This window comes from Corynebacterium sp. HMSC034B08, assembly GCF_001835805.1.
GTDB classification, from domain to species: domain Bacteria; phylum Actinomycetota; class Actinomycetes; order Mycobacteriales; family Mycobacteriaceae; genus Corynebacterium; species Corynebacterium coyleae.
On sequence record NZ_KV825964.1, the window covers coordinates 342,739 to 366,116 of the forward strand.

At 61.1% G+C, this 23,378-nt stretch carries 23 protein-coding genes; 3 read left to right on the forward strand and 20 right to left on the reverse strand.

All coding sequences use genetic code 11. From position 1 onward, the window contains the following. The 3 genes from rlmN to frr are packed head-to-tail and all read right to left on the reverse strand — an operon-like array spanning position 1 to position 2,627. Entirely contained in the window at positions 1 to 1,104 is a 1,104-nt protein-coding gene (gene rlmN / locus HMPREF2656_RS08080) for a dual-specificity RNA methyltransferase RlmN (protein ID WP_070816297.1), read from the reverse strand. A 55-nt stretch (positions 1,105 to 1,159) separates the two neighbouring features. Then, entirely contained in the window at positions 1,160 to 2,068 is a 909-nt protein-coding gene (locus HMPREF2656_RS08085) for a phosphatidate cytidylyltransferase (protein WP_070422267.1), read from the reverse strand. A gap of 1 nt (position 2,069) precedes the next feature. After that, positions 2,070 to 2,627, reverse strand: a complete 558-nt coding sequence (frr, locus tag HMPREF2656_RS08090) for a ribosome recycling factor (RefSeq protein ID WP_070422266.1) — start codon at positions 2,625 to 2,627, stop codon at positions 2,070 to 2,072. 74 nt (positions 2,628 to 2,701) lie between these two features. Here frr and HMPREF2656_RS08095 point away from each other — a divergent pair, with 74 nt between their 5' ends. Further along, positions 2,702 to 3,781 (forward strand): amidase family protein, encoded by a 1,080-nt coding sequence (locus HMPREF2656_RS08095; protein ID WP_141743378.1) that lies wholly within the window; start codon positions 2,702 to 2,704, stop codon positions 3,779 to 3,781. Here the strand turns inward: HMPREF2656_RS08095 and pyrH are convergent. The 3 genes from pyrH to rpsB form a co-directional block, all read right to left on the reverse strand. Continuing rightward, complete coding sequence (pyrH, locus tag HMPREF2656_RS08100) at positions 3,770 to 4,453, reverse strand: UMP kinase (protein ID WP_070422390.1); 684 nt, start codon at positions 4,451 to 4,453, stop codon at positions 3,770 to 3,772. The genes HMPREF2656_RS08095 and pyrH overlap by 12 nt on opposite strands. Positions 4,454 to 4,678: 225 nt before the next feature. After that, positions 4,679 to 5,497 carry a translation elongation factor Ts gene (gene tsf / locus HMPREF2656_RS08105; protein ID WP_070422265.1) on the reverse strand — a complete coding sequence of 273 codons (819 nt, stop codon included), beginning with the start codon at positions 5,495 to 5,497 and terminating at the stop codon, positions 4,679 to 4,681. 231 nt (positions 5,498 to 5,728) lie between these two features. Beyond that, the gene (rpsB, locus tag HMPREF2656_RS08110; RefSeq protein ID WP_070422264.1) at positions 5,729 to 6,646 is read right to left on the reverse strand and encodes a 30S ribosomal protein S2; all 918 of its coding nucleotides are present in this window, start codon (positions 6,644 to 6,646) and stop codon (positions 5,729 to 5,731) included. A gap of 330 nt (positions 6,647 to 6,976) precedes the next feature. Between rpsB and HMPREF2656_RS08115 the strand changes: the two genes are divergently transcribed. Continuing rightward, positions 6,977 to 7,507, forward strand: a complete 531-nt coding sequence (locus HMPREF2656_RS08115) for a M23 family metallopeptidase (RefSeq protein WP_083319485.1) — start codon at positions 6,977 to 6,979, stop codon at positions 7,505 to 7,507. Here HMPREF2656_RS08115 and HMPREF2656_RS08120 read toward each other — a convergent pair. From HMPREF2656_RS08120 to rpsP, 14 genes are all read right to left on the reverse strand, one after another. Further along, entirely contained in the window at positions 7,470 to 8,369 is a 900-nt protein-coding gene (locus HMPREF2656_RS08120) for a tyrosine recombinase XerC (protein ID WP_070483897.1), read from the reverse strand. The genes HMPREF2656_RS08115 and HMPREF2656_RS08120 overlap by 38 nt on opposite strands. 41 nt (positions 8,370 to 8,410) lie before the next feature. Beyond that, on the reverse strand, positions 8,411 to 9,586 hold the full coding sequence (gene dprA, locus HMPREF2656_RS08125) for a DNA-processing protein DprA (protein ID WP_070483899.1): 1,176 nt from the start codon (positions 9,584 to 9,586) through the stop codon (positions 8,411 to 8,413). Continuing rightward, complete coding sequence (locus tag HMPREF2656_RS08130; protein WP_070816298.1) at positions 9,583 to 11,106, reverse strand: YifB family Mg chelatase-like AAA ATPase; 1,524 nt, start codon at positions 11,104 to 11,106, stop codon at positions 9,583 to 9,585. Before HMPREF2656_RS08130 ends, dprA begins: the two co-directional genes overlap by 4 nt. Continuing rightward, entirely contained in the window at positions 11,093 to 11,473 is a 381-nt protein-coding gene (locus HMPREF2656_RS08135) for a YraN family protein (RefSeq protein WP_070422259.1), read from the reverse strand. The genes HMPREF2656_RS08130 and HMPREF2656_RS08135 overlap by 14 nt, the downstream gene beginning before the upstream one ends. Positions 11,474 to 11,547: 74 nt before the next feature. Beyond that, on the reverse strand, positions 11,548 to 11,853 hold the full coding sequence (locus tag HMPREF2656_RS08140; RefSeq protein WP_070422258.1) for a DUF2469 domain-containing protein: 306 nt from the start codon (positions 11,851 to 11,853) through the stop codon (positions 11,548 to 11,550). After that, positions 11,850 to 12,500 (reverse strand): ribonuclease HII, encoded by a 651-nt coding sequence (locus HMPREF2656_RS08145; RefSeq protein ID WP_070450984.1) that lies wholly within the window; start codon positions 12,498 to 12,500, stop codon positions 11,850 to 11,852. Before HMPREF2656_RS08145 ends, HMPREF2656_RS08140 begins: the two co-directional genes overlap by 4 nt. 4 nt (positions 12,501 to 12,504) lie before the next feature. Continuing rightward, entirely contained in the window at positions 12,505 to 13,335 is an 831-nt protein-coding gene (lepB, locus tag HMPREF2656_RS08150; RefSeq protein WP_371326413.1) for a signal peptidase I, read from the reverse strand. A 105-nt stretch (positions 13,336 to 13,440) separates the two neighbouring features. Next, a complete protein-coding gene (gene rplS, locus HMPREF2656_RS08155; RefSeq protein WP_070422256.1) occupies positions 13,441 to 13,788 on the reverse strand; it encodes a 50S ribosomal protein L19 in 348 nt (115 codons plus the stop codon). Positions 13,789 to 13,902: 114 nt separating this feature from the next. Further along, positions 13,903 to 16,221: a Tex family protein gene (locus HMPREF2656_RS08160; RefSeq protein ID WP_070816299.1), complete on the reverse strand. Its 2,319-nt coding sequence runs from the start codon at positions 16,219 to 16,221 to the stop codon at positions 13,903 to 13,905. Between the two features lie 36 nt (positions 16,222 to 16,257). Further along, a complete protein-coding gene (locus tag HMPREF2656_RS08165; RefSeq protein ID WP_070816300.1) occupies positions 16,258 to 17,643 on the reverse strand; it encodes an anaerobic C4-dicarboxylate transporter in 1,386 nt (461 codons plus the stop codon). Between the two features lie 104 nt (positions 17,644 to 17,747). Beyond that, positions 17,748 to 18,827, reverse strand: coding sequence for a tRNA (guanosine(37)-N1)-methyltransferase TrmD (trmD, locus tag HMPREF2656_RS08170; RefSeq protein WP_070483908.1), 1,080 nt, complete (start codon positions 18,825 to 18,827; stop codon positions 17,748 to 17,750). Further along, complete coding sequence (gene rimM / locus HMPREF2656_RS08175; protein ID WP_070614563.1) at positions 18,820 to 19,320, reverse strand: ribosome maturation factor RimM; 501 nt, start codon at positions 19,318 to 19,320, stop codon at positions 18,820 to 18,822. Before rimM ends, trmD begins: the two co-directional genes overlap by 8 nt. 41 nt (positions 19,321 to 19,361) lie before the next feature. Next, positions 19,362 to 20,141: an SDR family NAD(P)-dependent oxidoreductase gene (locus tag HMPREF2656_RS08180; protein ID WP_070450976.1), complete on the reverse strand. Its 780-nt coding sequence runs from the start codon at positions 20,139 to 20,141 to the stop codon at positions 19,362 to 19,364. Positions 20,142 to 20,273: 132 nt separating this feature from the next. Continuing rightward, complete coding sequence (rpsP, locus tag HMPREF2656_RS08185; protein ID WP_070816301.1) at positions 20,274 to 20,783, reverse strand: 30S ribosomal protein S16; 510 nt, start codon at positions 20,781 to 20,783, stop codon at positions 20,274 to 20,276. A gap of 390 nt (positions 20,784 to 21,173) precedes the next feature. Between rpsP and HMPREF2656_RS08190 the strand changes: the two genes are divergently transcribed. Next, the gene (locus HMPREF2656_RS08190; protein ID WP_070816302.1) at positions 21,174 to 23,369 is read left to right on the forward strand and encodes an acyltransferase family protein; all 2,196 of its coding nucleotides are present in this window, start codon (positions 21,174 to 21,176) and stop codon (positions 23,367 to 23,369) included. Positions 23,370 to 23,378 lie beyond the last annotated feature (9 nt).

Consider the following 23,378-nt stretch of genomic DNA (forward strand, 5'->3'; position numbering starts at 1 on the left):
CTAGCCAGTTTTTTCGTCGGCTGCCAACTGCCCGCAGGCAGCCGCGATCTCCTGGCCCTTGGTGTCGCGCACCGTGCAAGGCACGCCTTGGGCGATCACACGGCGGACGAACTCGTCCTGCCGATCCTTCGGCGACGCATCCCACTTCGATCCCGGTGTCGGGTTGAGCGGAATGAGATTGACGTGCACCAGCGAACCCAACGCGCCGTGAAGCTTCTTGCCCAACATGTCAGCGCGGAAGTTCTGATCGTTCATGTCGCGAATCAAGGCGTACTCAATGGAGACACGTCGCCCCGTCTGGTCCGCGTAGTAGCGGGCCGCATCAAGCACTTCGGCTACCTCGAAGCGGTTGTTGATCGGGACCAACTCGTCGCGCAATTCATCGTCCGGTGTGTGCAGACTCACTGCGAGTGTGCAGGACAGCCCTTCATCCGCGAGCATACGAATCTGCGGTGCAAGTCCGACAGTGGATACCGTCACGTTGCGCTGGGAGATGCCGAAGCCAGCAGGCGACGGCTGCGTAATCTGGCGAACAGCAGAGACCACACGCTTGTAGTTAGCCAGTGGCTCCCCCATCCCCATAAACACAATGTTGGATAGGCGGGAGCCTTCTGCCTCCATCATTGCGGCCGCAGCGCGCACCTGGTCCACGATCTCCGCGGTGGACAGGTTACGGTCCAGGCCACCCTGACCGGTCGCACAGAACGGGCATGCCATGCCGCAGCCCGCTTGCGAGGAGATGCACAACGTCGCGCGACCTGGGTAACGCATCAGCACCGATTCCAACAAGATGCCATCGTGCAGGCGCCACAGCGTCTTCGTGGTATCACCGTTGTCAGTCTCCACGGTGCGCACGGGAGTCAACAACGTGGGAAAAAGTGCGTCCTTGACAAGCTGACGCTGGTTCTCGGGCAGATCCGTCATCGTTAGCGGATCCGCCTCAAACTTGCCGTAATAGTGACGCGCGATCTGATCAGCACGGAACTTCGGCAGCCCGAGTTCCTTCAACGCGTCGATTCGCTCCTGTGCCGACAAATCAGCGAAGTGCTTCGGCGGCATGCCACGCTTTGGGGCGAGCAGTTTGATCTCGGGAAAATCACTCATAGTGCGCCCCATCTTTGCATGTCGCACGAATGTTTTCGAATTACTAGGTCTGTGCTTAGGCGCTCATAAGCGTGATGGTCGTGAGCAGGATGTAGGTCGCCGCTGCTGCGGGAAGCATCCCGTCAAGTCGATCCATGATGCCACCATGCCCTGGCAGCAGGTTGGACATGTCTTTGATGCCCAGTTCACGCTTGAACTGGCTTTCCACCAAATCGCCCATCGTTGCGCAAATCACCAAAGCGATGCCGAGCACTACGCCCATCCACCACGGGCCGTGAATGAGCAGCGTGACCACCAAGATGCCGGTAATACTTCCGGCAACGATCGACCCAGCGAAGCCTTCCCAGGACTTGTTCGGGCTAATTGCCGGCGCCATCGGGTGCGAGCCAAACATCACGCCTGCAGCAAAACCACCCACATCGCTGGCAACAACGCACAGCATGAACGCCACAATGTAGGCGGAACCATCCACCCCACCTTGGCTAATCAAGGAAATCATTGCGGCGAACGTGCCAAACAGCGGAATCCACGCAAGCACGAACAGACTCACTGCCGTGTCGCGCAGGTAGTTCTCTGGTCGCTTGTTCCTGCCCTGGTGGAACATCCCCCAGAACATGACAACGAGAACGGTGAAGGCAAAACCCGCCACGAGCCCTGTAGTGCCATACGGCACGGAGGACCACAGCATGAGTTGGGCCATGATGATCAGCAGTGTGCGCGGCTGCTGGTAACCAGCTTCCCGCAGCCGGGTCATCACCTCCCACATCGCTCCTGCTACAGCGACAGCGACAAGTGGGTACCAGGCTTTGGGCCCCACCCATACGGCGGCAATGACAATCGCGCCGAGCACAACACCGGTCGTAATGGCGGTCGGCAGATCACGCCCCGGGTTGTTCTTCGGCTTCGGCGCATGCACCGGCCAGCGGCTCGGCGTGGCGCGCTCCTCCTGATCAGCAGCAGGCACGCTAGACCTCCAGCAGTTCGGCTTCCTTACGCTGAACGATCTCATCGACCTGAGCAACGTAGGACTGGGTGGTCTTGTCCAGCGCCTTCTCGGCGGTTACGACCTCATCCTCACCAGCGTCGCCGTCTTTCTGAATCTTCTTCAGCGCTTCCATGCCCTGGCGACGGATATTACGGATGGCAATCTTGCCGTCCTCGCCCTTCTGCTTCGCCTGCTTGACCAGGTCACGGCGGCGTTCCTCGGTGAGCTGCGGGATAGACACACGGATGACCTGGCCGTCATCCGTCGGGTTCACACCGAGATCAGAGTTACGGATTGCGTTCTCGATCTCACCCATGGTGGACATGTCGTACGGCTTGATCAGCAGCATGCGCGGCTCCGGCACGGAAATCGTCGCCATCTGGTTAATCGGCGTCGGTGCACCGTAGAAGTCAGCCATCACACCGTTGAACATCGCCGGGTTCGCACGTCCGGTACGAATCGTGGCCAACTCGTCACGAGCGTGCTCAACAGAGGCGGTCATGCGCTCTTCGGCATCCAGCAATACGTCATCAATCATGGGGAAAACCCTACCTTTTCTCTATTCGGCGTCCCTACTAACCTACCAGCGCGACTGGCACCTACACTGGCGCCATGCTGCATCCCGCGTTCACGTTGCCCCCAAGCACACACACGCGGCCGCGCCCAAACGTTGGACGTCTGGCTGGTTGGCAGATTCCGGTCAAAGACGGCACCGACGTTGCTGGCATGACCACTACCCACGGCAGCCCTGCACGCGCCTACACCGCAACAGCAACCGATCCGTTTATCTCCAATCTTTTGGCGCACGGCGTCGCCATCCACGGCAAGACGCTGACCTCAGAGCTGGGCGCGACCTGCTACGCAGAGCGCCCTGACGTTCCCGTGCTCGAGTCGCCGGCCTACCCCGGCTGTACCCCAGGTGGATCTTCTACTGGCGCCGCAGTTGTGGTGGCCGACGGCACCGTTCGCGCCGCACACGGCACCGATGCCGGCGGATCCATACGCGTGCCAGCTGCAGCGTGCGAGATCGTCGGCTTCAAACCCGCAAGCAAAGGTATCGCCGCACATGGGTTTCTCACCCAAGACGTCGCGGATCAATTCACGTTGTGGGGTTGGCACCGCCGCATCAAAGGCAAGCGGCTCCGAATCGGTGTGCTTACCGACGGTATCTTCGCGCGGCCGGATGTGGAGGATCGGCGAGGTGCGCTCGTCGAAAAGCTTGCGAGTGCTCTCGACTTTGAAGTGGTGCAGCTCAAGCCGTATCGCGAATCGCTGGAAACCTACGCCCACTTCACGACCACAATCACCGCGAGTTTCAACCTGACGGATCCGCTCGACAGCGGATACATCGGCTGGCTCGTCGAGCAATCCCACAAGCTGACCAACAGCGACCTTGACGCCGCCGAGCAACACCGCCGGGATTTGCCTCACCTCATCGCCTCCCAATGGGACGTCGATGTAGTGCTCTCCCCCACGCTCGCATTCGCACCACCCCGGATCGGCTATTTCCCCTCTCTCACGCCAGAAGCGAGCTTCCACGCGCAAACCGAATGGTCACCGTGGTGCTCGCTGTACAACATGCTCGGCACCCCTGCGATTGCACTCGGCGGGGTGCACCTTGGCAGCCTTACGCTCACCGGGCCGGAACTGCTCACGGTGGCGCAGCATTTTGAGACGCTGTTAGGCGACTAGCGTACCTACCTGCTCGCCGCCAACCGCGCGGGCGATGTTTCCTTCCTTGAGCAGGTTAAACACCAGGATCGGCATGTTGTTGTCCATACAGAGACTAAATGCGGTGGCATCCGCAACCTTGAGGCCAAGTTCAATGACCTCGCGAGGGGAAATCTCTGAGTAGAGCTTCGCATCGGGGTTCTCGCGCGGGTCGGAGTCGTAGACACCGTCCACACCCTTAGCCATGAGCAGCACCTCGCAGCCGATCTCCAGCGCACGCTGCGCGGCCGTGGTGTCCGTGGAGAAGTACGGCATACCCATACCCGCACCGAAGATGACCACGCGGCCCTTCTCCAGGTGGCGTGCTGCACGCAGTGGCAGGTACGGCTCTGCAATCTGCGCCATGTTGATCGAAGTTTGGACGCGGCAATCGATGCCCATCTGCTGTAAGAAGTCCTGCAGCGCAAGGCAGTTCATGACAGTGCCGAGCATGCCCATGTAGTCCGAGCGCGCACGGTCCATGCCGCGCTGCTGCAGCTGAGCGCCGCGGAAGAAGTTGCCGCCACCGATCACGACAGCGACCTCGGTGCCGGAGCGCGCGACATCTGCGATCTGGCGGGCGACGGACTCGACTACGTCGGGGTCGATGCCAACCTTGCCGCCGCCGAACATCTCACCCCCCAGCTTCAGCATGACTCGCTTGAAACCTGTGCGGTTGGGGTTGAGGTCAGTCACCGAAAACGCTCCTTTGCGCGGATCAGCCAATTGCAAAATGTTCGGAACCGATCTTAGCCACGCAACGCGTTGAGTTCAGAACTGCTTGCTTAACGACGACAACCCCGCACCACCCGTCCCCCTAATCGGGACAGACAGTACGGGGTTGCACCGCGTGTGAGGCTATGAAACCTCTCGCCTGGCTTATGCCTGGCCGACCTCGAAGCGGACGAAGTCGGTGATCTCGATGCCGTTCTCGTCAGCGAACTGCTTCACGGTCTTCTTGGAGTCAGCCAGCGACGGCTGGTCGAGCAGGACAACGTCCTTGAAGAAGCCACCCATGCGGCCCTCGACAATCTTCTCGATGGCAGCTTCCGGCTTGCCCTCGTTGCGGGTGATCTCTTCCTGAACCGCACGCTCCTTCTCAACAACGTCGGCCGGGACAGCCTCCTTGTTGAGGTAACGAGCCTTCATAGCAGCGATCTGCAGAGCCACCTGGTGTGCAGCCTCAGCGTTGTCACCGTTGTAGGCAACGAGTACGCCAACTGCCGGCGGAAGGTCAGCAGCCTTCTGGTGCAGGTACTTGGCAATGTTGTCGCCTTCGATGGTGGCAGCGCGGCGCAGTTCGAGCTTCTCGCCGATCTTTGCGGAGAGGCGCTCCAGCACCTCGTGTGCGGTCTCACCGTTGACGTCGGCCTTTGCCAGCTCCTCCTGGGAGTTCGCCTTCACTGCAGCAGCAGCCTCAGCGATCTGGTTGGCGATGTCCTTGAACTCCTGGTTCTTCGCCACGAAGTCGGTCTCGGAGTTGATCTCCACGATGGTGTTGCCGGAAACAGCAACGAGGCCCTCGAGGGCGTTGCGCTCAGCGCGCTTGCCCACGTCCTTCGCACCCTTGATGCGGAGGTTCTCAACGGCCTTGTCGAAGTCGCCGTCGGTTTCCTCGAGTGCCTTCTTGCAGTCGAGCATGCCGGAGCCGGTGATCTCGCGGAGCTTCTTGACGTCAGCAGCAGTGTAGTTCGCCATATTGGGCGATCCTCCTCGTGAAAGTTTTACGTAAAGGTATTCAACCGTTTCAAGCGTAGCCGACGATCTGGCCGGCGGCATGACTTGCCACGTGTGGAAAATACGAACACCCCGGTCCGCCGCGTCCCGGCCGGTAATCGGCGGACGTGAGCGGAACGCGGGGTGTGCGTGAATCCTGGCCGAAGCCAGGCGGCTTACGCCTGGGTTGCGGACTTGCAGTGTCCTTGAGACTTAGGCGTCCTTGCCCTCAGCCTGCTCAGCAGCGCGGACGGCTGCCGGCTGCTCGACCTCTGCAACTTCCTGCGGAGCAGCGGTCTCTGCAGCAACAGCGGCCTTAGCAGCATCGGCTGCGGAAACCTCGTCGGAAGCAGCGGCCTGTGCAGCAGCCTCGGCTGCCTCAGCCTGACGCTTCGCGTCGGTGTCGCCTGCAGCGTCACGTGCAGCTGCGAGCTGACGCTCTTCGCGCTGCTGCTTACCAGCGATGACAGCCTCGCCCACGACGTGGGTGAGCAGCTTGACAGCGCCGATGGCGTCGTCGTTGCCCGGGATCGGGAAATCGACAACATCCGGGTCGCAGTTCGTGTCCAGAACAGCGACGACCGGGATGCGGAGCTTCTGCGCCTCGTTGACGGCGATGTGCTCCTTGTTGGTGTCCACGATCCAGAGAGCGGACGGAGCCTTGGTCATCTCGGAGATGCCACCCAGGACACGCTCGAGCTTCACGCGTTCGCGGGTCAGCATGAGGATTTCCTTCTTGCCGCGACCTGCGTAGCCGTCCTCGGCTGCGTCCATCGCCTGAAGTTCCTTCATGCGACCGATACGCTTGGATACGGTCTGGAAGTTGGTGAGCATGCCACCCAGCCAGCGGTGCGTGACGTACGGCATGCCGACGCGCTGCGCCTCTTCCTGGATCGGCTCCTGTGCCTGCTTCTTGGTGCCGACGAACAGGATGGTGCCGCCGTGTGCGACGGTTTCCTTGACAAACTCGTATGCCTCATCGATGTAGGTCAGCGTCTGCTGCAGGTCGATGATGTAGATGCCGTTGCGCTCCGTGAAGATGAAGCGACGCATCTTCGGGTTCCAGCGACGCGTCTGGTGACCAAAGTGGACACCTGCGTCGAGGAGTTCACGCATGGTTACAACTGCCATGGGAATGTCTCCTTCGGAGAAAGTAGTTCGGTTACTTGTAAGTCTCACGTGCGGGTTTTTATCCCTCACCCTGGCACCGTGCCTGCCCCGCACCCCTGTGAGAGGGACCGTTGCTGAGCAGCCATTGTTCGGCGCGCGTAGTCAATTTATGCAGCGCTCTACGGTGCTGCACAAACTGCCCCGGCAACCTTACCCGCATGAGCCCTAAAAACCTAAACTCATCTGCGACGTTGTGGATAACTTCCCCTAGAGTCACACTAACCACTCCCGTTATCCACAGCTTTTGCGAAGACCCTGTTCTTTTCCGCGCCGCAATGGTCCTTTGAGAGCATGCATTGCCTATCGACGACGCCACGCACCACCACAGCCACCATCCTGCTCGGAGTCCTACTGTGGTACTCCCCCGCCACCGCCCTTGCCTGGGTCGATCCCGCGGCAGGCACACCGTATCCCCGCGCGGTATCCCGTCCTGCGTCAATCCCGGAGGAAAATTGGAAGCCCGGCCACCGTGGCGTGGATCTGCCGTTGAAGCTCAACGCGCCTGTGCTCGCCGCGGGCGACGGGGTTGTGGCGTTCGTCGGCACTGTCGCGGGCACTCCTGTGATCTCGATTGACCACCCAGGGGGCATTCGCACGACCTACCAGCCAGTGCGCTCAGACCTCAAGGCTGGCGACAACGTTACGGAAGGCCACATCATTGGCAGACTTGCGCGCGCCACAAGCCACTTTGCTGGCGAACACGACGGACTGCACTGGGGTGCGCTTACAGGACCTGACAAGTACATCGATCCGCTCACACTGCTGGAGCCACCGAGAATACGACTTAAGCCCGTGGATGCGCCTGGTCGTAGACGTTTTTGAGCCGCTGCGCCGAGACGTGCGTGTAGATTTGCGTGGTTTGCAGGCTTGAGTGCCCAAGCATTTCCTGCACAACACGCAGATCCGCTCCGCCTTCGAGCATGTGCGTCGCGGCCGTGTGGCGAAGGGTGTGCGGACTGATGTCGCTGACACCGGCACGTTGCCCGGCGCGCTCGACAACACGGCGCACTTGGCGTTGGCCGATGCGCCCGCCACGGGATCCGACGAATACCGCATCCTCTGCTTTGCCATTGGCCAGTTCGGAGCGCCCGAACTCGAGCCACTCGTTGAGCGCCAGTGTTGCTTCGCGCCCGAATGGGACCACGCGTTGTTTGTTGCCTTTGCCGGTCACGCGGGCAAGCCCGCGAGCCAAGTCAATGTCGGCGAGGTTGAGACCGGTGAGTTCGCCAACACGCATGCCGGTGGCGTAGAGCAGCTCGAGCATGGCTCGGTCACGGAGGTGTTCGGCGGGGTGGGCGTCGTCGGCGGTATCCGCCTCGACGAGTTCTGTGGCACGCTCCCCGCGTACGACGTTGGGCAGCGCGCGATTCACTTTTGGTGCTTTGAGGCGGGCTGCTGCGTCGTGGTCGATGTAGCCCTGGCGGTACGCCCAGGTAGAGAATGCGCGCGCGGCTGCGGTACGGCGCGCAAGGGTGGCTCGGCTGCGCCCGGCGGTCAGTGCGTCGGCCAGCCAGGTGCGAAGCGCCTCCAGGGTGAACGCGTCGAAGGTGTCTGCGTACCCGGCGAGTGTCGCCAGGTCGGAGACATACCCCTTCACTGTGTTTGGGGAGCGCCCGAGCACAAGCGAGGCGTAGTCGGCGAAATCGCCGACGCCCGCTTGCACTTGCCCTACGCTTTCACTCATGTCGCAGGAGTTTACTCGCTAACCAATATTCACTTGGTTATTCACTCGGTGCGGGACCATTCCTTCCGCTCGCGCTGCACCACTCCCCGCTTGGCCAGGTCCATCAGAATGTGCACCGTCAGTCCGATGGAAAGGCCAGCGTCTGCCGCGATCTCTTCAGCCGTTCGCGATCCTTCGCCTGCTCGTGGCAGTGCGTCGTAAATGCGCAGTTCGTTGTGGCTGAGTTGCTGCGTCAATGTCGGCGGGTACTTCATTTCCATCTGCTCGCCCGCATCGAAATCCCCCGTATGCACGATGTGCTCGTGAATCTGGTCGGCGTTGAGCACCATCGCCGCCTGCTTGTTCTGAATGGCGAGGTTCGTGCCGAGCGACTCCGTTGCAGTTATGGGGCCCGGCACTGCCATCGTTTGTTTATTCATTGCATTGGCCCACTTCAGCGTGTTTAACGCACCTGAGCGAAACGCCGCTTCCACCAGCAGGGTGCCCTGGGTCAGCCCTGCTACGAGACGGTTACGGGTGAGGAACCTGTGCCGGTCCGGGGTCGTGCCGGGTGGGTACTCGGTGACAATGGCTCCCCCGGCGCGCACAACCCGATCGAAGAGTGGCTCGTTGCTCAGCGGGTAGACGTACCCCGGCCCGCAGGCAGCGACCACGATGGTGGGTGCGCCGCAGTCGAGGGCCGCCTGGTGTGCGATCGTGTCGATGCCCAGTGCACCACCGGAGACGATCGTGTACTGGTGTTTTGCCAAACCCCGCACAAGGTCATCGGTAGCGTGACGTCCATACTGCGTTGCTGTTCGTGTACCGACAACGCCGACCGACTGTGCAAGTAGCTTCGCAAGGTCTGCTTCACCTTTTACCCACAGCGCGTGTGGTGCAACCGCTTCTTCGTTCAGGGAAAGTTTTCGATCATCGTCCGGATACTCACAGTGGAACGTGGGCTTGATGTTCTCTCCAGGCCAGCCTGGCGAGTCTGGAGTCAGCAACGTATACCCAGCGGCCTGGGCACGAGCGAGATCCTGCGCAGGTTGGTCCCAGGTATAGCGGTTTTGCGTCTGCGGTCCTAGGGCCCCGATCCAGCTTGCACGCGTGCGCACACCGTGGGCAATCTCGTCCGCGCTTCGCCCGTTGGTAATGAACTCCTGAATGTGGATCGAGGGTCCCTCGACAACACGGCTGAGATACGCCCAGGATTCTGGCGAACTTACATTCCTCATGCCGCCACCTCCTCTGGTGCGGTGCGCATATCGACGGCGCGAGCCACATGGTCGATATCCGGTTGCGCCACGCCTTCCAGATCCGCAAGCGTCCACGCCACCTTCAGGCTCCGATCCACGCCACGCTGCGTGATACTTCCGGTGCGCAGCAGCGAGGACAGGTAGGCCATCGCTGCTTCGTCCGCGGGAAATTGCTTGCGGATCAAAGTTGGGGCAACGCGAGCGTTGACGGACTCGTCGATACCAGCCTGCGACCAGCGCTCTTGGGCACGCTCGCGCGCCTGCATGACACGCTCGGCGATGACTGCCGACGACTCCGCGTCACCCGGGGTAACCACCGTGGAATCCGCTGAGGTCTGGATGAACACATCCAGCCGGTCGAGCAACGGGCCGGAAACGTTGGATAAGTGCCGGGCCCGCTCAGCCACCCGACACGTGCAATTGCCGTTGACCCGCTGGCACGCACACGGGTTCGCAGCCAGAACGATTTGCGTATCAGCCGGGTAGACAACTTCCCGGCGCGAGCGCGTCAGGCGCACCTCACGCTTTTCTAGCGGGATCCGAAGCGCGTCGAGAACGTGCGCAGAAATCTCCGAGGCTTCGTCGAGGAACAGCACCCCATGGTGGGCCTGGCTGACCACCCCGGGGCGAGGCACTCCTGAACCGCCGCCGATGAGCGCCGCCCTGGTCAACGACGGATGTGGGGCGATAAACGGCCGGTTGGACACAATGCCGCCACTGGAAATTCCCGCAGCCGAGTGCAGCGCCGTGACTTCCACCATCTCCTCGATGTTCAGCGGCGGCAAGATAGAAGGCAGCCGCTCTGCCAGCATCGACTTGCCGGAGCCAGGCGGGCCGATCATCATCACGTGGTGCCCACCGGCTGCGGCGACCTCGAGGGCCTCGCGCTCCACAGTCATTCCGGCGATGTCACTGAAGTCCGCGACCGCTGCAGCGTGTTGGACCTCCGGCTCGCCGACGGTATCCAGCGTTGTCTCCCCGATGAGCCACTGCCACACCTGCGCCAGCGAATCTGCCACAAGGATGTTCTTCATGCCGAGCAGTGAGGCTTCTGCGGCGTTCTCTCGTGGAACGACGACGATGTCGGGTCCGGTGGTGGAGTCGTCGTGAAGCATTGCAATCAGCATCGGCAACACGCCGTCCGCTCGGCGCAACGAACCATCCAACGCCAGCTCTCCGAGCAGCATTGTGCTCTCTAGTCTGCGCTGCACCCGCGGATCCAAACTGCCCAAGACGGCAGCTGCAATCGGTAAGTCGAAGTGCGAGCCCGTCTTCGGCAAATGCGCCGGCGACAACGACACCATGATCTTCGTACGTGGCCAAGGAAGCTGCGAGTTGGAGATCGCAGTGCGAATCCGGTCGCGCGACTCTTTCACCGCAGCATCGCCCAACCCCACCATGTGGATCCCCGGAAGTCCCGGGCCGACGTTGGCCTCCACAGTGACAAGCCGAGCCGTGATGCCCTCAACTGTTGCGCTGATCGTGCTAGCAAGCGGCATCTTCCACCCCCAAGTAACGACGAAGGACGAAATCATCGCCATCGGTGACGCACTCCACGACGTCGAAACGGATAGCGCGAACCCCCAACGCAGGATGCTCTCGCATCCACTGCGCAGCGCAACGACGCATCGTGCGCAACTTCTTCGCAGTGACCGCCTCCGCAGCACCGAACGCGCCACCCCTGCGCGACTTCACCTCGACGAACACAATCGTGCCGTCTTCGTCTTCAACGACTGCGTCAATCTCCCCCGCAGCAACGCGTTCTCGCTGACCAAGGACGGTATACCCTTGCTCCGCGTACCAGCGAGCCGCAGCACGTTCCCCCAATACGCCCAACTCCTGTTGGGCCGCATACCTGGCGTGCATACATTCCCCCTTATTGTCTTTTAGGACCAAAACATCTGGTGCCTATTAGACGGGCAAATGCACGCCCCGGTTCCCTACTCCGGGAATGTCAGCTCAGGTTTATCCAACTCTTCAATGTTGACGTCCTTGTAGGTGATCACACGCACGTAACGCACAAAGCGCACCGCACGGTACATGTCCCACACCCACGCATCCGACATGAGGACCTCGTAGTAGACGTCGCCACCCTCCGTGTGCGGAATCAGCTTCACCGCATTAGCCAGGTAGAAGCGGCGGTCCGTCTCCACAACGTAGGAGAACTGGCTCGCCACGTCGCGGTACTCGCGGTACAGGGACAGCTCAACTTCTGCCTCGTAGTTGTCAAGATCCTCGGCGCTCATACATGACCCCTTAGCTCAGTGTGAAACCTGTCAGCGTCCCTGACGTTCGCATAACTATAACGATGTTCCGGGCTCGCCCCGTGGCGGCGCACCGCGTCCATATGCACCTTTGTTGAATAGCCCTTGTGGCCCTCCAACCCGTACTGCGGATAGTCCCGAGCCATCTCCACAACGAGCCTGTCGCGGCTCACCTTTGCCAGCACACTCGCCGCAGCGATACAACGCGCGGTGTAGTCACCGCCGACAACTGGCAGTTGCGGTGCGCGAAGCCCCGGCACACGAAACGCGTCCACGAGCACGTAACCCGGATCGACATCCAAGCCTGCGACGGCGCGCCGGGCCCCATCCAGGTTGGCGTGTTGGATCCCGCGCCGATCAATCTCTGCCGCAGGGATATGAATGACGTGGTAGGAAACGGCGGCGTTGCGGATTTCGTCGAAAAGCAACTCGCGCTTTTTCGCCGAGAGTTTCTTCGAATCCGTCAACCCCTCAAGCGCAGCAATCGGCTTGATGGGCAAGACGCACGCAGCGATGGTTACAGGGCCGAAGCACGCACCCCGGCCAGCCTCATCAACCCCCGCCACCGGCCCCAGCCCGGCCTTGTCCAACGCGACCTCGTAGGTGCGTAACTGCTTAAGACGGCGCACTACCCTACTGCTGAATGTCCGGGTCCGACACACCCTGAAGGCGGTTCAGCGGGAAAACAACCGCCTGCACCTTGCCGCGGATATTCTCCTCCGGAATAGTTCCCTGGAACTGATCCCCCAAGTGGTAGCGAGAGTCCAGCGAGTTGGTGCGGTTATCGCCCATCATGAAGTAGTGGCCTTCCGGCACCGTCACCGGGCCGAAGTACGGACCACCACACGCATCCGAACCGGTCTCCTCATCCACCGGGTAGAAGTTCGGCTGCAAGATGTACGACTGATCGATCGGCTTACCATCAACCATGACCGCCGGGTCGCCCGCCTGACACGAGACAGTCTGTCCGCCGGTAGCGATGATGCGCTTGACCAACGTGTTTTCATCCTTGGGCACCAAACCAACCCAGGAACCCACCTCCTGCAACCCACGAATCGCAGGGTTCGAAGAACGGTTGGAGGAAAAACCCGTGTTCCACGAATCCGTACCGGCGAACACGATGACATCACCCGGCTCAGGGTCCGAGAAGTAATAGCTGACCTTCTCCACAAAAATGCGGTCGCCCGAACCGTCCTCGCCGTGCAGCGTTGGCTCCATCGACGCCGACGGAATGACATACAGCCGGCCGATAAACGTTTGCAGCACGAACATGATCACCAACGTGAGCACAACTACCACCGGGATCTCGACGTACCAGGGAAGGTTCTGCTTCTCGTCGCTGCTGTCAGCGCCATTTGCAGCGCCGTTTGTAGGGCGGTCTGCAGCGTTCACCTCATACGATGCATCCTCGGCAGCGTACGGGTTGTGCGGCTTAGGGGTCTGGGGCTGCCCGTTGGCGGGCACATTCGCGTTGGTCACGCCGGATAGGTTAGCACCGCACCCCGACACCCTGAGAACGCAACGTGCCCCGCCCGAGAAACTCGGACGGGGCACGTGGTGCGGCTAAAACTAGCGACGCTCCTTAATACGAGCAGCCTTACCGCGCAGATCGCGCATGTAGTACAGCTTCGCACGACGGACGTCACCCTTGCGAACGACCTCAATCTTCTCCAGGTTCGGGGAGTGCACCGGGAAGGTACGCTCAACGCCGATACCGAAGGAAACCTTGCGGACGGTGAAGGTCTCGCGGATACCGCTGCCCTGGCGACGCACAACGAAGCCAGTGAACACCTGAGTACGGGTCACAGAACCCTCGATAACCTTAACGTGAACGTCGAGGGTATCGCCCGGGCGGAAGTCCGGGATATCGTCACGGAGCTGGCCTGCGTCAACCAGATCAATAATGCCGTTGCTCATGAAAGCAATCCTTTTCGTTTTCGGACAGAGGACCCTGGCGGCACTTCCCTAATCAGGGCGCTCGGCCGGTTCGTGTCGATTACAACAACCTGCAGCATTCTACATACTGCCCGGTCACTTCCCAAATCCGGCACGCTTGAGCGCGTCCGCCATCGAGCCAGATGCTTGACGACGATCACCGCCCCGGTTCTGGTTTCGCCCCTGGCGCTGCTTCTGACCGCCACGGTTCTGGCCACGGTTCTGGCCACTGCGCTGTTTCTGGCTGTTGGGCTGGCCGGGCTGGCCGGGCTCGTCGTCAAGCCGCAGGCTCAACCCGATGCGGTTGCGAGCGACATCCACATCCATCACCTTGACCTTGACTACTTCGCCGGAGCGCACCACCTCGTGAGGGTCGGAAACAAACTTGTGGCTCATCGCGGAGACGTGAACCAGACCATCCTGGTGCACACCCACATCCACGAACGCGCCGAAAGCGGCAACATTGGTCACGGTTCCCTCGAGGATCATGCCGGGCTTGAGATCCTTGACCTCGTTGACGCCTTCCTTGAACTCCGCAGTTTTAAACTCAGGGCGCGGGTCGCGCCCCGGCTTGTCCAGCTCGGCGAGAATGTCGGTCACGGTAGGCACACCGAAAGTGTCGTCAGCGAAATCCGCCGGCTTGAGTTTGGTGAGTACCGCCGTGTTGCCGATGAGTTGCTCGGTGTTCAGGCCCGTCGCCTGGGCGACGCGCTCCACCACCGGGTAAGCCTCCGGGTGTACCGCTGAGCCATCGAGCGGGTTCGTCCCGCCCTGGATACGCAGGAAGCCAGCGGCCTGCTCGAAAGCCTTCGGCCCCAGACGCGGAACCTTGCCCAACTCCTTGCGGGTAGCAAAACTGCCGTGCTCGTCGCGGTACGCCACGATGTTCTTCGCCACCGTGCCGGACAGACCAGCGACACGCTCAAGCAGCGGTGCCGAAGCGGTATTGACGTCCACGCCAACTGAGTTCACCGCATCCTCCACCACAGCGTCCAACGTCTGTGCGAGCGCCGTTTGATTCACGTCGTGCTGGTACTGGCCTACGCCGATCGACTTCGGGTCAACCTTGACCAGTTCCGCCAAAGGGTCCTGCAGGCGGCGCGCAATGGACACTGCGGAGCGCAGCGAGACATCCATGTCTGGGAACTCTTCGGCTGCGATTGGGCTTGCCGAATAGACCGACGCGCCTGATTCGGACACAACCACCGGAGTCGGGCGCTTGCCGCCAGCCTGTGCGATGAGGTCCGCTACCTCGCCGGCGAGCTTCTCCGATTCGCGCGAAGCGGTGCCGTTGCCAATAGCGATGAGCTCGACTCCGTGCTGGGCAGCCAGCGACGCTAACTCGGCGCGCGACGCGTCCCAACGGTTCTGCGGCTGGTGCGGGTAGACGATTGTCGTGGCCAGCACCTTGCCGGTGCCGTCCACAACCGCGCACTTCACGCCGTTGCGATAGCCCGGGTCAAGCGCGAGCGTTACGCGCTGACCTGCGGGGGCGGCGAGCAGCACGTCGCGCAGGTTGGTCTTGAACACCTGCAGCGCGCCCTCCTCGGCCTTTTCCTTCAGACGCATGCGGGTATCTAGGTTGGCCGACACCTGCAGTTTCGTGCGCCAACCCCACTGCACCGCCTTGGCCAGCCAGGCGGAGTCTTTCACCGGAAGATCGAAACGATCCGCAATCATGCCCTCAAAAACAGACTCGTCGCCCGGGTCAAGGTTGAGCGTGAGTACACCTTCGTTCTCCCCGCGAAGCAGCGCCAAAATGCGGTGGCTGGGCAGTTTGTCGAACGGCTCCGAGAAATCGAAGTAGTCCGCGAACTTCGCACCTTCCTGTTCTTTGCCCTCAACGACCGAGGAGCGCATGGTGCCCTGCTCGTACACGCGGTCACGCACCGCACCGACCAGGTCGGCGTCAGTGGCGAACCGGTCCACCAGAATCGCGCGGGCACCGTCGAGTGCAGCCTTCGTGTCCGGGAATCCTTCGGAGAGGAACCTCTCGGCGAGGGTTTCGGGGGTGGCGGTGGGGTCGTCGATAAGCAACTGCGTCAAATCCTCAAGACCTGCCTCGCGGGCGATATCCGCCTTAGTTTTGCGACGCTTCTTGTAGGGCAAGTACAGGTCCTCAACACGCGCCTTCGTATCGGCTGCGAGAATCTCGCGTTTGAGATCGTCGGTAAGTTTGCCCTGCTCCTCAATACTTTCGAGCACCGCGGTCTTGCGCTCAGCGAGCTCGACGAGGTAGATGTTGCGCTCCTCAATGTGGCGCAACTGCCCGTCGTCGAGCCCACCGGTGGCTTCCTTGCGGTAGCGGGAAATGAACGGCACGGTGTTGCCCTCGGCGAGCAGTTTCAGCGCCTGCTCGACCTGAGATTCCCGAATGTTGAGTTCGTTCGCGATGGTGACTGCGATTGATGTCATTCGGGCGATCTTAGTCGCGCCGTTGTTGTGCCAGCTTTACAGCAGCACCTGCGCCAGAATCGAGCCCACCACGCACGAAGTGAACACCGAGATCGCACCCGGAATCAGGAACGAGTGGTTGATCACGAACTTGCCAATTCGGGTGGTGCCAGTGCGGTCAAAACCGATGCAAGCCAGGTCGGACGGGTAGGTGGGCAGGATCCAGTAGCCATACGCCGCGCCGTAGAAGCCGACAATGACCTTCGGGTCGATGCCCAAGGCAAGCCCGATCGGGGCGATGGCGACCAGCGCCGCAGCCTGGGAGTTCACCAACTTGGACACAATCAGCAACACGATGGCGTACGCCCACGGGGCAGTCTCCACAATGGAACCGAGGCTGGATTCGAGCTGGTCGATGTGCGCCGCGAAGAACGTATCCGCCATCCAGGCCACGCCAAACACGGAGAACACCGCGGTCATGCCTGCCTTGAACACCGGTGTCGAGGCGATCTTCTTGTGATCTACCTTGCAGAACAGCAAGATGATCGCACCGGCAAAGAGCATCACCATCTGGATGGCGAGGTTCATGGACAGCGGTTTCATGCCACCGTCGCCGTCGTCGAACGCGGGACGTAGGCCCTCAAACGCACCGAGAACAACCACGAACGCGATCGCACCGAGGAAGATCCACACCGCGTTGCGGGCGGACTTTGGAAAGACCTCACCCAAAAGCGAGTGGCTGGACTGCTTGATGGACTCCGCAAACGCCGGATCTTGCATACGCTCCTGGAACACCGGGTCCTTGTCCAGGTCCTTGCCGCGACGCAGCGACCACAGCGCGGCCAGGATGACACCGGAAAGCGAAGCCGGAATGGCAACCATAAGAATCTGCGGGATCGAATACGCCTTATCGATCACTCCGGCGTTCTCCGCCAAAATCGACGCGAGCGACACGGTGGCAACCGACACCGGCGAGGCAGTAATACCCATCTGCGCCGAAGTAGAAGCAACCGCCATGGGACGCTCCGGGCGAATTCCCTTCTTCACCGCGATGTCTTCGATAATCGGGAACATGGTGTAGACCACGTGGCCGGTACCGCACAGCACAGTGAGGAACCATGTGGTCACCGGAGCCAGCAAGGTGATGCGTTCCGGGTGGGCGCGAAGGAGCTTCTCGGCTTGCTGCATCATCACCTCCAATCCGCGCGATTGTTGGAGGGTCGCCGCACAGCCGATGACTGCGATGATGGTGAGCATAACGCCCACCGGTGGTTCGCCCGGCTCCAGACCGAAGACGAAGACCATGAGCATAAGGCCGATGCCAGAGATCAGACCAAGCCCAAGGCCCCCGTAACGCGTACCGAGCAGAAGAGCACCAAGAATGATGGCGATTTGAAGGACAATTGCGAGCCCCGAAGCGGGGTCGAGCACTGACGCGAGCATGGGTGTCCTTTCGTTTTGCAACGCGTGTAACACACCCAACTCTAAGCGAACAATGATCTGACCTTTAAATTATTGTGGGGTGATTTTCACCACCTCAGCAGGCATTACCCTGCCGTGTACCCGCTCCACTGCGTGCCCTTCGGCAACGCATCCGCAACCGCTTGCGTCGCATCCTCCAGCGACAGCGCGGTTCGCCCTTTTACCGTAAGCGTCGTTTCGTTCCGCTCGATCGTCTCCGCGCGGTAGCCTGCCTGTTTCAGCGCCCGTCGCAGTTGCTTTGCGACGACCCGCTGTCCGCCCACCTCGAACACCGACACAACCTCACGCGAATCCAGCATGAACCGGTCCTCTTCACTGAGCTCCACCTGTTCGAGCAATTCGGGCCTGACGGCACGGGTGCGTTTCAGCGACTGCTCACGGCGCCACGCTTCAACCTTCTTGTGGTCGCCAGAGGTAAGCACCTCCGGAGCCTCGATCCCCCGCCATACTCGTGGTTTTGTGTAACTCGGCCCCTCAAGCAACCCATCCGAGAAGCTGTCCTCCTCGTGGCTTTCAGTGTTGCCAAGCACTCCGGGGATCAACCGGGTGACTGCCTCCGCGATGACTAGCACGGCGACCTCGCCACCAATGAGTACATAGTCACCAATGGACACCTCACGCACCCGGTAGCGCTGCTTCGCATCCTCGAAGACACGCTGGTCGATTCCCTCGTAGCGCCCGCAAGCGAACACAATGTGTTCCTCGCGCGACCAGGCACGGGCATCCGCCTGCGTAAATGGCTTTCCGGCCGGTGTGGGAACGAGCAACAGCGGCTTTGAGGCGTCATCGCCTGCCACTGGGGATTCGTAAGGGCGTGGTGCAACGTTTGCGACATCGTCGTGACGCAACTTGTCATTCCGGTGCTTGGCCGCCGAGTCCAGCTCCGTGCCTGTGCGTCCCGCAGCGATATCGTCGAGCGCCGGCCCCCACACTTCCGGCTTCATCACCATGCCAGGACCACCGCCCAGAGGGGGTGCGTCTACCGACTTGTGGTTACCCGTCGCCCAATCACGCAGGTCATGCACTCCGACAGACAGGATGCCCTGCTCAATCGCCTTGCCCAGCAGCGCGTGGCGCAACGGGTCCAAGTACTCCGGGAAAATGGTGACGACATCGAGGCGAAGCACCGGCTTCGGGTTAGACATCAAGCAGTCCCTCCGGCGGCGTAATCACCAGGTAGCCATCAGCGAGGTCAATATCCGGCACAAACTCCATAACGAAGGGCACGAGGACTTCCTTGCCGCGATAGTCGATCTCCAGAATCTTGCGATTCGGCGCATCCATCACGCCAGTAACCTCGCCAACTTCATCGCCGTCATGGCGGACCTTCAACCCGATGAGTTCGTGGTTGTAGTACTCGTCGGAATCCTCGTCGCGCTCCAGAGGTTCTGCAAAAAACTTCATGCCACGCAGACTGTCCGCGGCAGTGCGGTCTGGCACCTCCTCAAAACTGACGAGGAGGCGCTTCTGATGAGGCCGAACCGTCTTCACAGTCAAGTGCTGTTCCTTGCCAGCCTGGCGGCCAGTGAGCACCTCGCCGACAACAATGTGGTCTTCAGACTCGTCGGCGAGTAGCTCGACTGCTACCTCACCCTTCACGCCATGCGACTTCACGACGCGGCCAATGTTGAGCTCCATAATCGGCTACGGTAGCAGCCCCACAAATTGCCCTTGTCGGCCTACCAGACCTTGTCGCCACGAACTGTGGCGTCGAAGCCGCCGTCGATAAAGACAACCTGGCCGCACAGGTGGGTATTCTCCTCACTGGTCAGCCATGCAATGAAGCTGGCCGCAGCCTCTGCCGGCATCCAACCGTTCAGCGGCATCGGCACCTGTGCCAACTGCGCACGACCTTCGTCGGTGTTGCGCAGCTCTTCAGTCATCGGGGAAATCACAACGGCCGGCGCAATAGCGTTCAGCGCAATGCCCTTGCCAGCCCACTCCTCGGAGATCGCGTTCTTGCGCACCCAACGAGCAATGGCCTGCTTAGAGGACGAGTAGTTAAGGTATGCAACCTCGGGGCCCTGGTCAGCAAGTTCCTGACCGCGCTTGACAGTGGCTTCCTCATCACCAGCAAGCATCGCCTCAATGAGCTGATCGTCAGCCGGCTGCAGTGATGCGATCGACGCCGTCACCACAGCGCGCGGCGCATCCGACTTCTCCAAAAGCGGACGAAGCCCCTCAAGCGTTGCCACCGCGCCGAAGTAGTTCACCTGCGCGGTCTTCGGCGTCGGCGCCTGCATACCTGCATTCGCAATGACGCCGTCGAGCTTTCCTTCGGAAAGCTTGGTTGCCTCATCGACGAGTGCCTGTCGGCCCTCAACAGTTGTGAGATCCGCATTGATATCCGCATTCGCAATATCGGCAGTAATCACCTTGTGGCCGCGAGAAGTAAGCAACTCCGCAGTCGCCTTGCCAATGCCGCCCGCGCCACCAGTCACCAAAAACGTACGAGCCATGATCCGCTCCCCTTTCGATTAGGAAATGTCTACATGCCCAACCGTACGCAAGTTTTGCAAAGCTGCAGCACGAAAAACCCCGCACCGGCACGAAAAGTGTGCGGTGCGGGGTGTCGTCGATAAGCGAAAGGCTTATGCCTCCTCGGCCGGAGCCTCCTCGGACTCAGCCTCAGCAGCCTCGCCCTCGGCCTCTGCAGCCTCGGTCTCTGCGGCAGCTGCAGCCTCAGCAGCTGCCTTAGCCTCAGCGTCTTCCTTAGCCTTCTTGCGCTTCTCGGTGATCGCCTCAGCGGTCGGGCCGTTCTTAGCCTCTTCCAGAGCCTGGTTGAACAGGTCGAGCTTGGACGGCTTCTCCTCAGCAACCTTGAGGGTGCCCTCAGCACCGTCGAGGCCCTTGTGCTTCTGCCAGTCGCCGGTCACCTTCAGCAGCGCGAGCACCGGCTCGGTCGGCTGTGCGCCGACACCCAGCCAGTACTGAGCGCGCTCGGAATCGATGCGGATGAGCGACGGCTCTTCCTTCGGGTGGTAGATGCCGATGTTCTCGATGACAGCACCGTCACGACGGGTGCGAGCATCAGCGATGACGACACGGTACTGAGCGTTGCGGATCTTGCCAACGCGCTGCAGCTTGATCTTGACAGCCATGGTGTACTTCCTTTAGGTCACTGGGCAGTGCAGACACCCGCCGCTTCTCGACGAGCCGGTTCAACCCTTCTTATTTACCCTGCGCGTGCCTGGCCGGTCGACCATCCCCTCCCAGGCAACCTGGGAAGGATCCAGACGGATCCGGCGCGTACGCAGTTATAGACTTGTCGTGCCAAACGCCAACAATGACGTCAGACAACCTTTGACACCTTACGGGCTAAACCCCAAGACACCAAACTCCCGCACGGCAATGCCTTGCAATGCCCCGGTGTGGCTGGTTCGGTCATGCAAAGTTCAGACTGTATGGTCTTTACCGATTGCGACGCGCATTGCCAGCTGCAATACACGTCGCCTGTAACGAAATAGAAGTAGTTGACAAGGTTGGACACGATGGCAGGACAATCGGCACAGTCGACAAAAGGCTCGACCGCATACCGCGTCGACCTCGATGGGCTGCGTGGATACGCCATCGCACTCGTCGTCCTGTTCCACGTCTTCGTCGGACGTGTCTCTGGTGGCGTCGACGTCTTCCTGCTGCTGTCCGGTTACTTTTTCCTTGGCGGGCAACTGCGATACGCCCTGCGTCCGAACCCAAACCTGAACCCGTGGTGGCCCCTGTGGCGCACCATCCGCCGACTCGTACCGGCGCTCGCACTTGTCATCGTTAGCGTTGTCCTTCTCGTTCTCGCGTTTACGCCAGAACTGATGAGCCAGCAGCTCGCGAGCCAAGTCACAGCGTCGATGCTGTACTACCAAAACTGGGAACTCATCGCCCAAAATGCCGACTACGCTGCAGCAAGCCAGGAAACATCCCCGCTACAGCACTTGTGGTCAATGTCGGTCCAGGGCCAGTTCTACATCTTCGGCATCCTCATGGGCACCCTGCTGGCCTTTGCGGTATCGAAGCTCAAAGCCAACCCTGTCTGGGCACGGCGCGTAGCTATCGGGGTGCTGGCGCTCATCACTATCGCCTCCTTCGCCTGGGCCTCCCGCTTCGGTTTCGTCGGCACCGGCGCCAACTACTACTCCACGTTCTCTCGCGCATGGGAACTCTCCCTCGGCGCACTGCTCGCCTTCGTACCAGCCGAGCGATTCTTCCCACAGCGTTTCGCCTGGTTCACTGCGCTACTCGGCGTCGCAATGATCACCATCACCGGCATCGTTATCCCAACGTCGCTCGCATTCCCCGGCCCCCTCACACTGCTGCCACTGACCGGTGCCGCACTGGTCATCCTGTCAGGCAACAGCAACGCTGTCTCCGGCGTGCTGGCATCTGCACCCATGACCTGGCTGGGCAAGATCGCTTACTCGCTCTACCTTTGGCACTGGCCGCTTTTGATCATCGTCACCGCCCTCGGCGGATACGCCGTTCCCCCAGCATGGCTCGGCGCATGTGTCATCGCCGTGTCCCTCGCCCTCGCACACATCACCCACATGCTGGTGGAAGATCCACTACGCCAGCATCGTGCGCGCCCGCGTGCCATGGATACGCCGGTGCGCGACGCGGGGTCGTCGCTACGCACGTGGCCCGGAAAATTCCGCGCAACGGGTGGTGTGCTCACCGCCGCTTTGTTTGCCGCAGCACTTGCCATCCAGCCAATCTGGAACGATCGTATCGACGACGCCGACAAACCCCTCGACCCCGCCATCTACCCAGGCGCACTCGCACTCGCCGGCGCCGAAGTCCCCGACGTCGAAGCCCGACCAGACCCGAACCTGGTTGCAGGCATCTACCCACCAATCGGACTGGACAACTGCATGGTCTTCCTCCCCGAAGGCCCAGACATCATGCCGGGACCTCACTGCGTATACGGTGACCTGGAAGCCGACACCACCATCGCACTGGTCGGCGGCTCCCACATCGAACCATTCGGCATCCCACTGGACATCCTTGGCAAACGCCACGGCTTCAAAGTTGCAACATTCGTGCGCCAAGAATGCCCACTCGTCGTCGGAGGCCCCTGGGACCCCGCCAACGCCGACATTGTCTCGCCAGAATGCGCAGAATGGGGCGAGAACGCGTTCGCAGAACTCGTCGAACTCAACCCTGCCATGGTGATCTCCACCTCCACACGCCCCGCAGGTCACGCAGGCGGTGGCATCGCCTTTCAGGACTACGTGCCTGACGCATACGCAAACTTCTGGCAACGCCTCGCTGAATACGGCATCCCATTCGTCGGCCTGCGCGACAACCCATGGATGTTCAACCCCGACGGCGACCCAATGGACCCCAACCTGTGCCTCGTAGCCGGATACTCCGAAGCCGACTGCTCCATGGACGCACACGTGGTCTACTCCCCTGAAGACCCTGCGAAGTACTTCCTCGACGGCGGCTACAACCAGTGGGAAATCGACACCGCCAGCTGGTACTGCATCGACGGCATCTGCCCGCCGCAGATCGGCAACATTTACATCTACCGCGACCAGAATCACATCTCCAACGCGTACGCCGAATCGCTCGCCCCATTGATGTGGGAAGAGCTCACCCCGATCTTCAACAAGCTTGGGCTTATCGACGACACCACGCTGGCCCCCGAAACCGCCACCGACTCTGCCCAAGATGGCGAAGAGGCCAACACCCTCTAAAGTGCTGGC

Coding starts and splice junctions, on each gene's coding strand:
- rlmN (WP_070816297.1), bottom strand. CDS start 1,104: ATGAGTGATTTTCCCGAGATCAAACTGCTCGCCCCAAAGCGTGGCATG.
- frr (WP_070422266.1), bottom strand. CDS start 2,627: ATGATTGATGACGTATTGCTGGATGCCGAAGAGCGCATGACCGCCTCT.
- HMPREF2656_RS08095 (WP_141743378.1), top strand. CDS start 2,702: ATGCTGCATCCCGCGTTCACGTTGCCCCCAAGCACACACACGCGGCCG.
- pyrH (WP_070422390.1), bottom strand. CDS start 4,453: ATGCTGAAGCTGGGGGGTGAGATGTTCGGCGGCGGCAAGGTTGGCATC.
- tsf (WP_070422265.1), bottom strand. CDS start 5,497: ATGGCGAACTACACTGCTGCTGACGTCAAGAAGCTCCGCGAGATCACC.
- rpsB (WP_070422264.1), bottom strand. CDS start 6,646: ATGGCAGTTGTAACCATGCGTGAACTCCTCGACGCAGGTGTCCACTTT.
- HMPREF2656_RS08115 (WP_083319485.1), top strand. CDS start 6,977: ATGCATTGCCTATCGACGACGCCACGCACCACCACAGCCACCATCCTG.
- HMPREF2656_RS08120 (WP_070483897.1), bottom strand. CDS start 8,369: ATGAGTGAAAGCGTAGGGCAAGTGCAAGCGGGCGTCGGCGATTTCGCC.
- dprA (WP_070483899.1), bottom strand. CDS start 9,586: ATGAGGAATGTAAGTTCGCCAGAATCCTGGGCGTATCTCAGCCGTGTT.
- HMPREF2656_RS08130 (WP_070816298.1), bottom strand. CDS start 11,106: ATGCCGCTTGCTAGCACGATCAGCGCAACAGTTGAGGGCATCACGGCT.
- HMPREF2656_RS08135 (WP_070422259.1), bottom strand. CDS start 11,473: ATGCACGCCAGGTATGCGGCCCAACAGGAGTTGGGCGTATTGGGGGAA.
- HMPREF2656_RS08140 (WP_070422258.1), bottom strand. CDS start 11,853: ATGAGCGCCGAGGATCTTGACAACTACGAGGCAGAAGTTGAGCTGTCC.
- rplS (WP_070422256.1), bottom strand. CDS start 13,788: ATGAGCAACGGCATTATTGATCTGGTTGACGCAGGCCAGCTCCGTGAC.
- HMPREF2656_RS08160 (WP_070816299.1), bottom strand. CDS start 16,221: ATGACATCAATCGCAGTCACCATCGCGAACGAACTCAACATTCGGGAA.
- HMPREF2656_RS08165 (WP_070816300.1), bottom strand. CDS start 17,643: ATGCTCGCGTCAGTGCTCGACCCCGCTTCGGGGCTCGCAATTGTCCTT.
- trmD (WP_070483908.1), bottom strand. CDS start 18,827: ATGTCTAACCCGAAGCCGGTGCTTCGCCTCGATGTCGTCACCATTTTC.
- rimM (WP_070614563.1), bottom strand. CDS start 19,320: ATGGAGCTCAACATTGGCCGCGTCGTGAAGTCGCATGGCGTGAAGGGT.
- HMPREF2656_RS08180 (WP_070450976.1), bottom strand. CDS start 20,141: ATGGCTCGTACGTTTTTGGTGACTGGTGGCGCGGGCGGCATTGGCAAG.
- rpsP (WP_070816301.1), bottom strand. CDS start 20,783: ATGGCTGTCAAGATCAAGCTGCAGCGCGTTGGCAAGATCCGCAACGCT.
- HMPREF2656_RS08190 (WP_070816302.1), top strand. CDS start 21,174: ATGGCAGGACAATCGGCACAGTCGACAAAAGGCTCGACCGCATACCGC.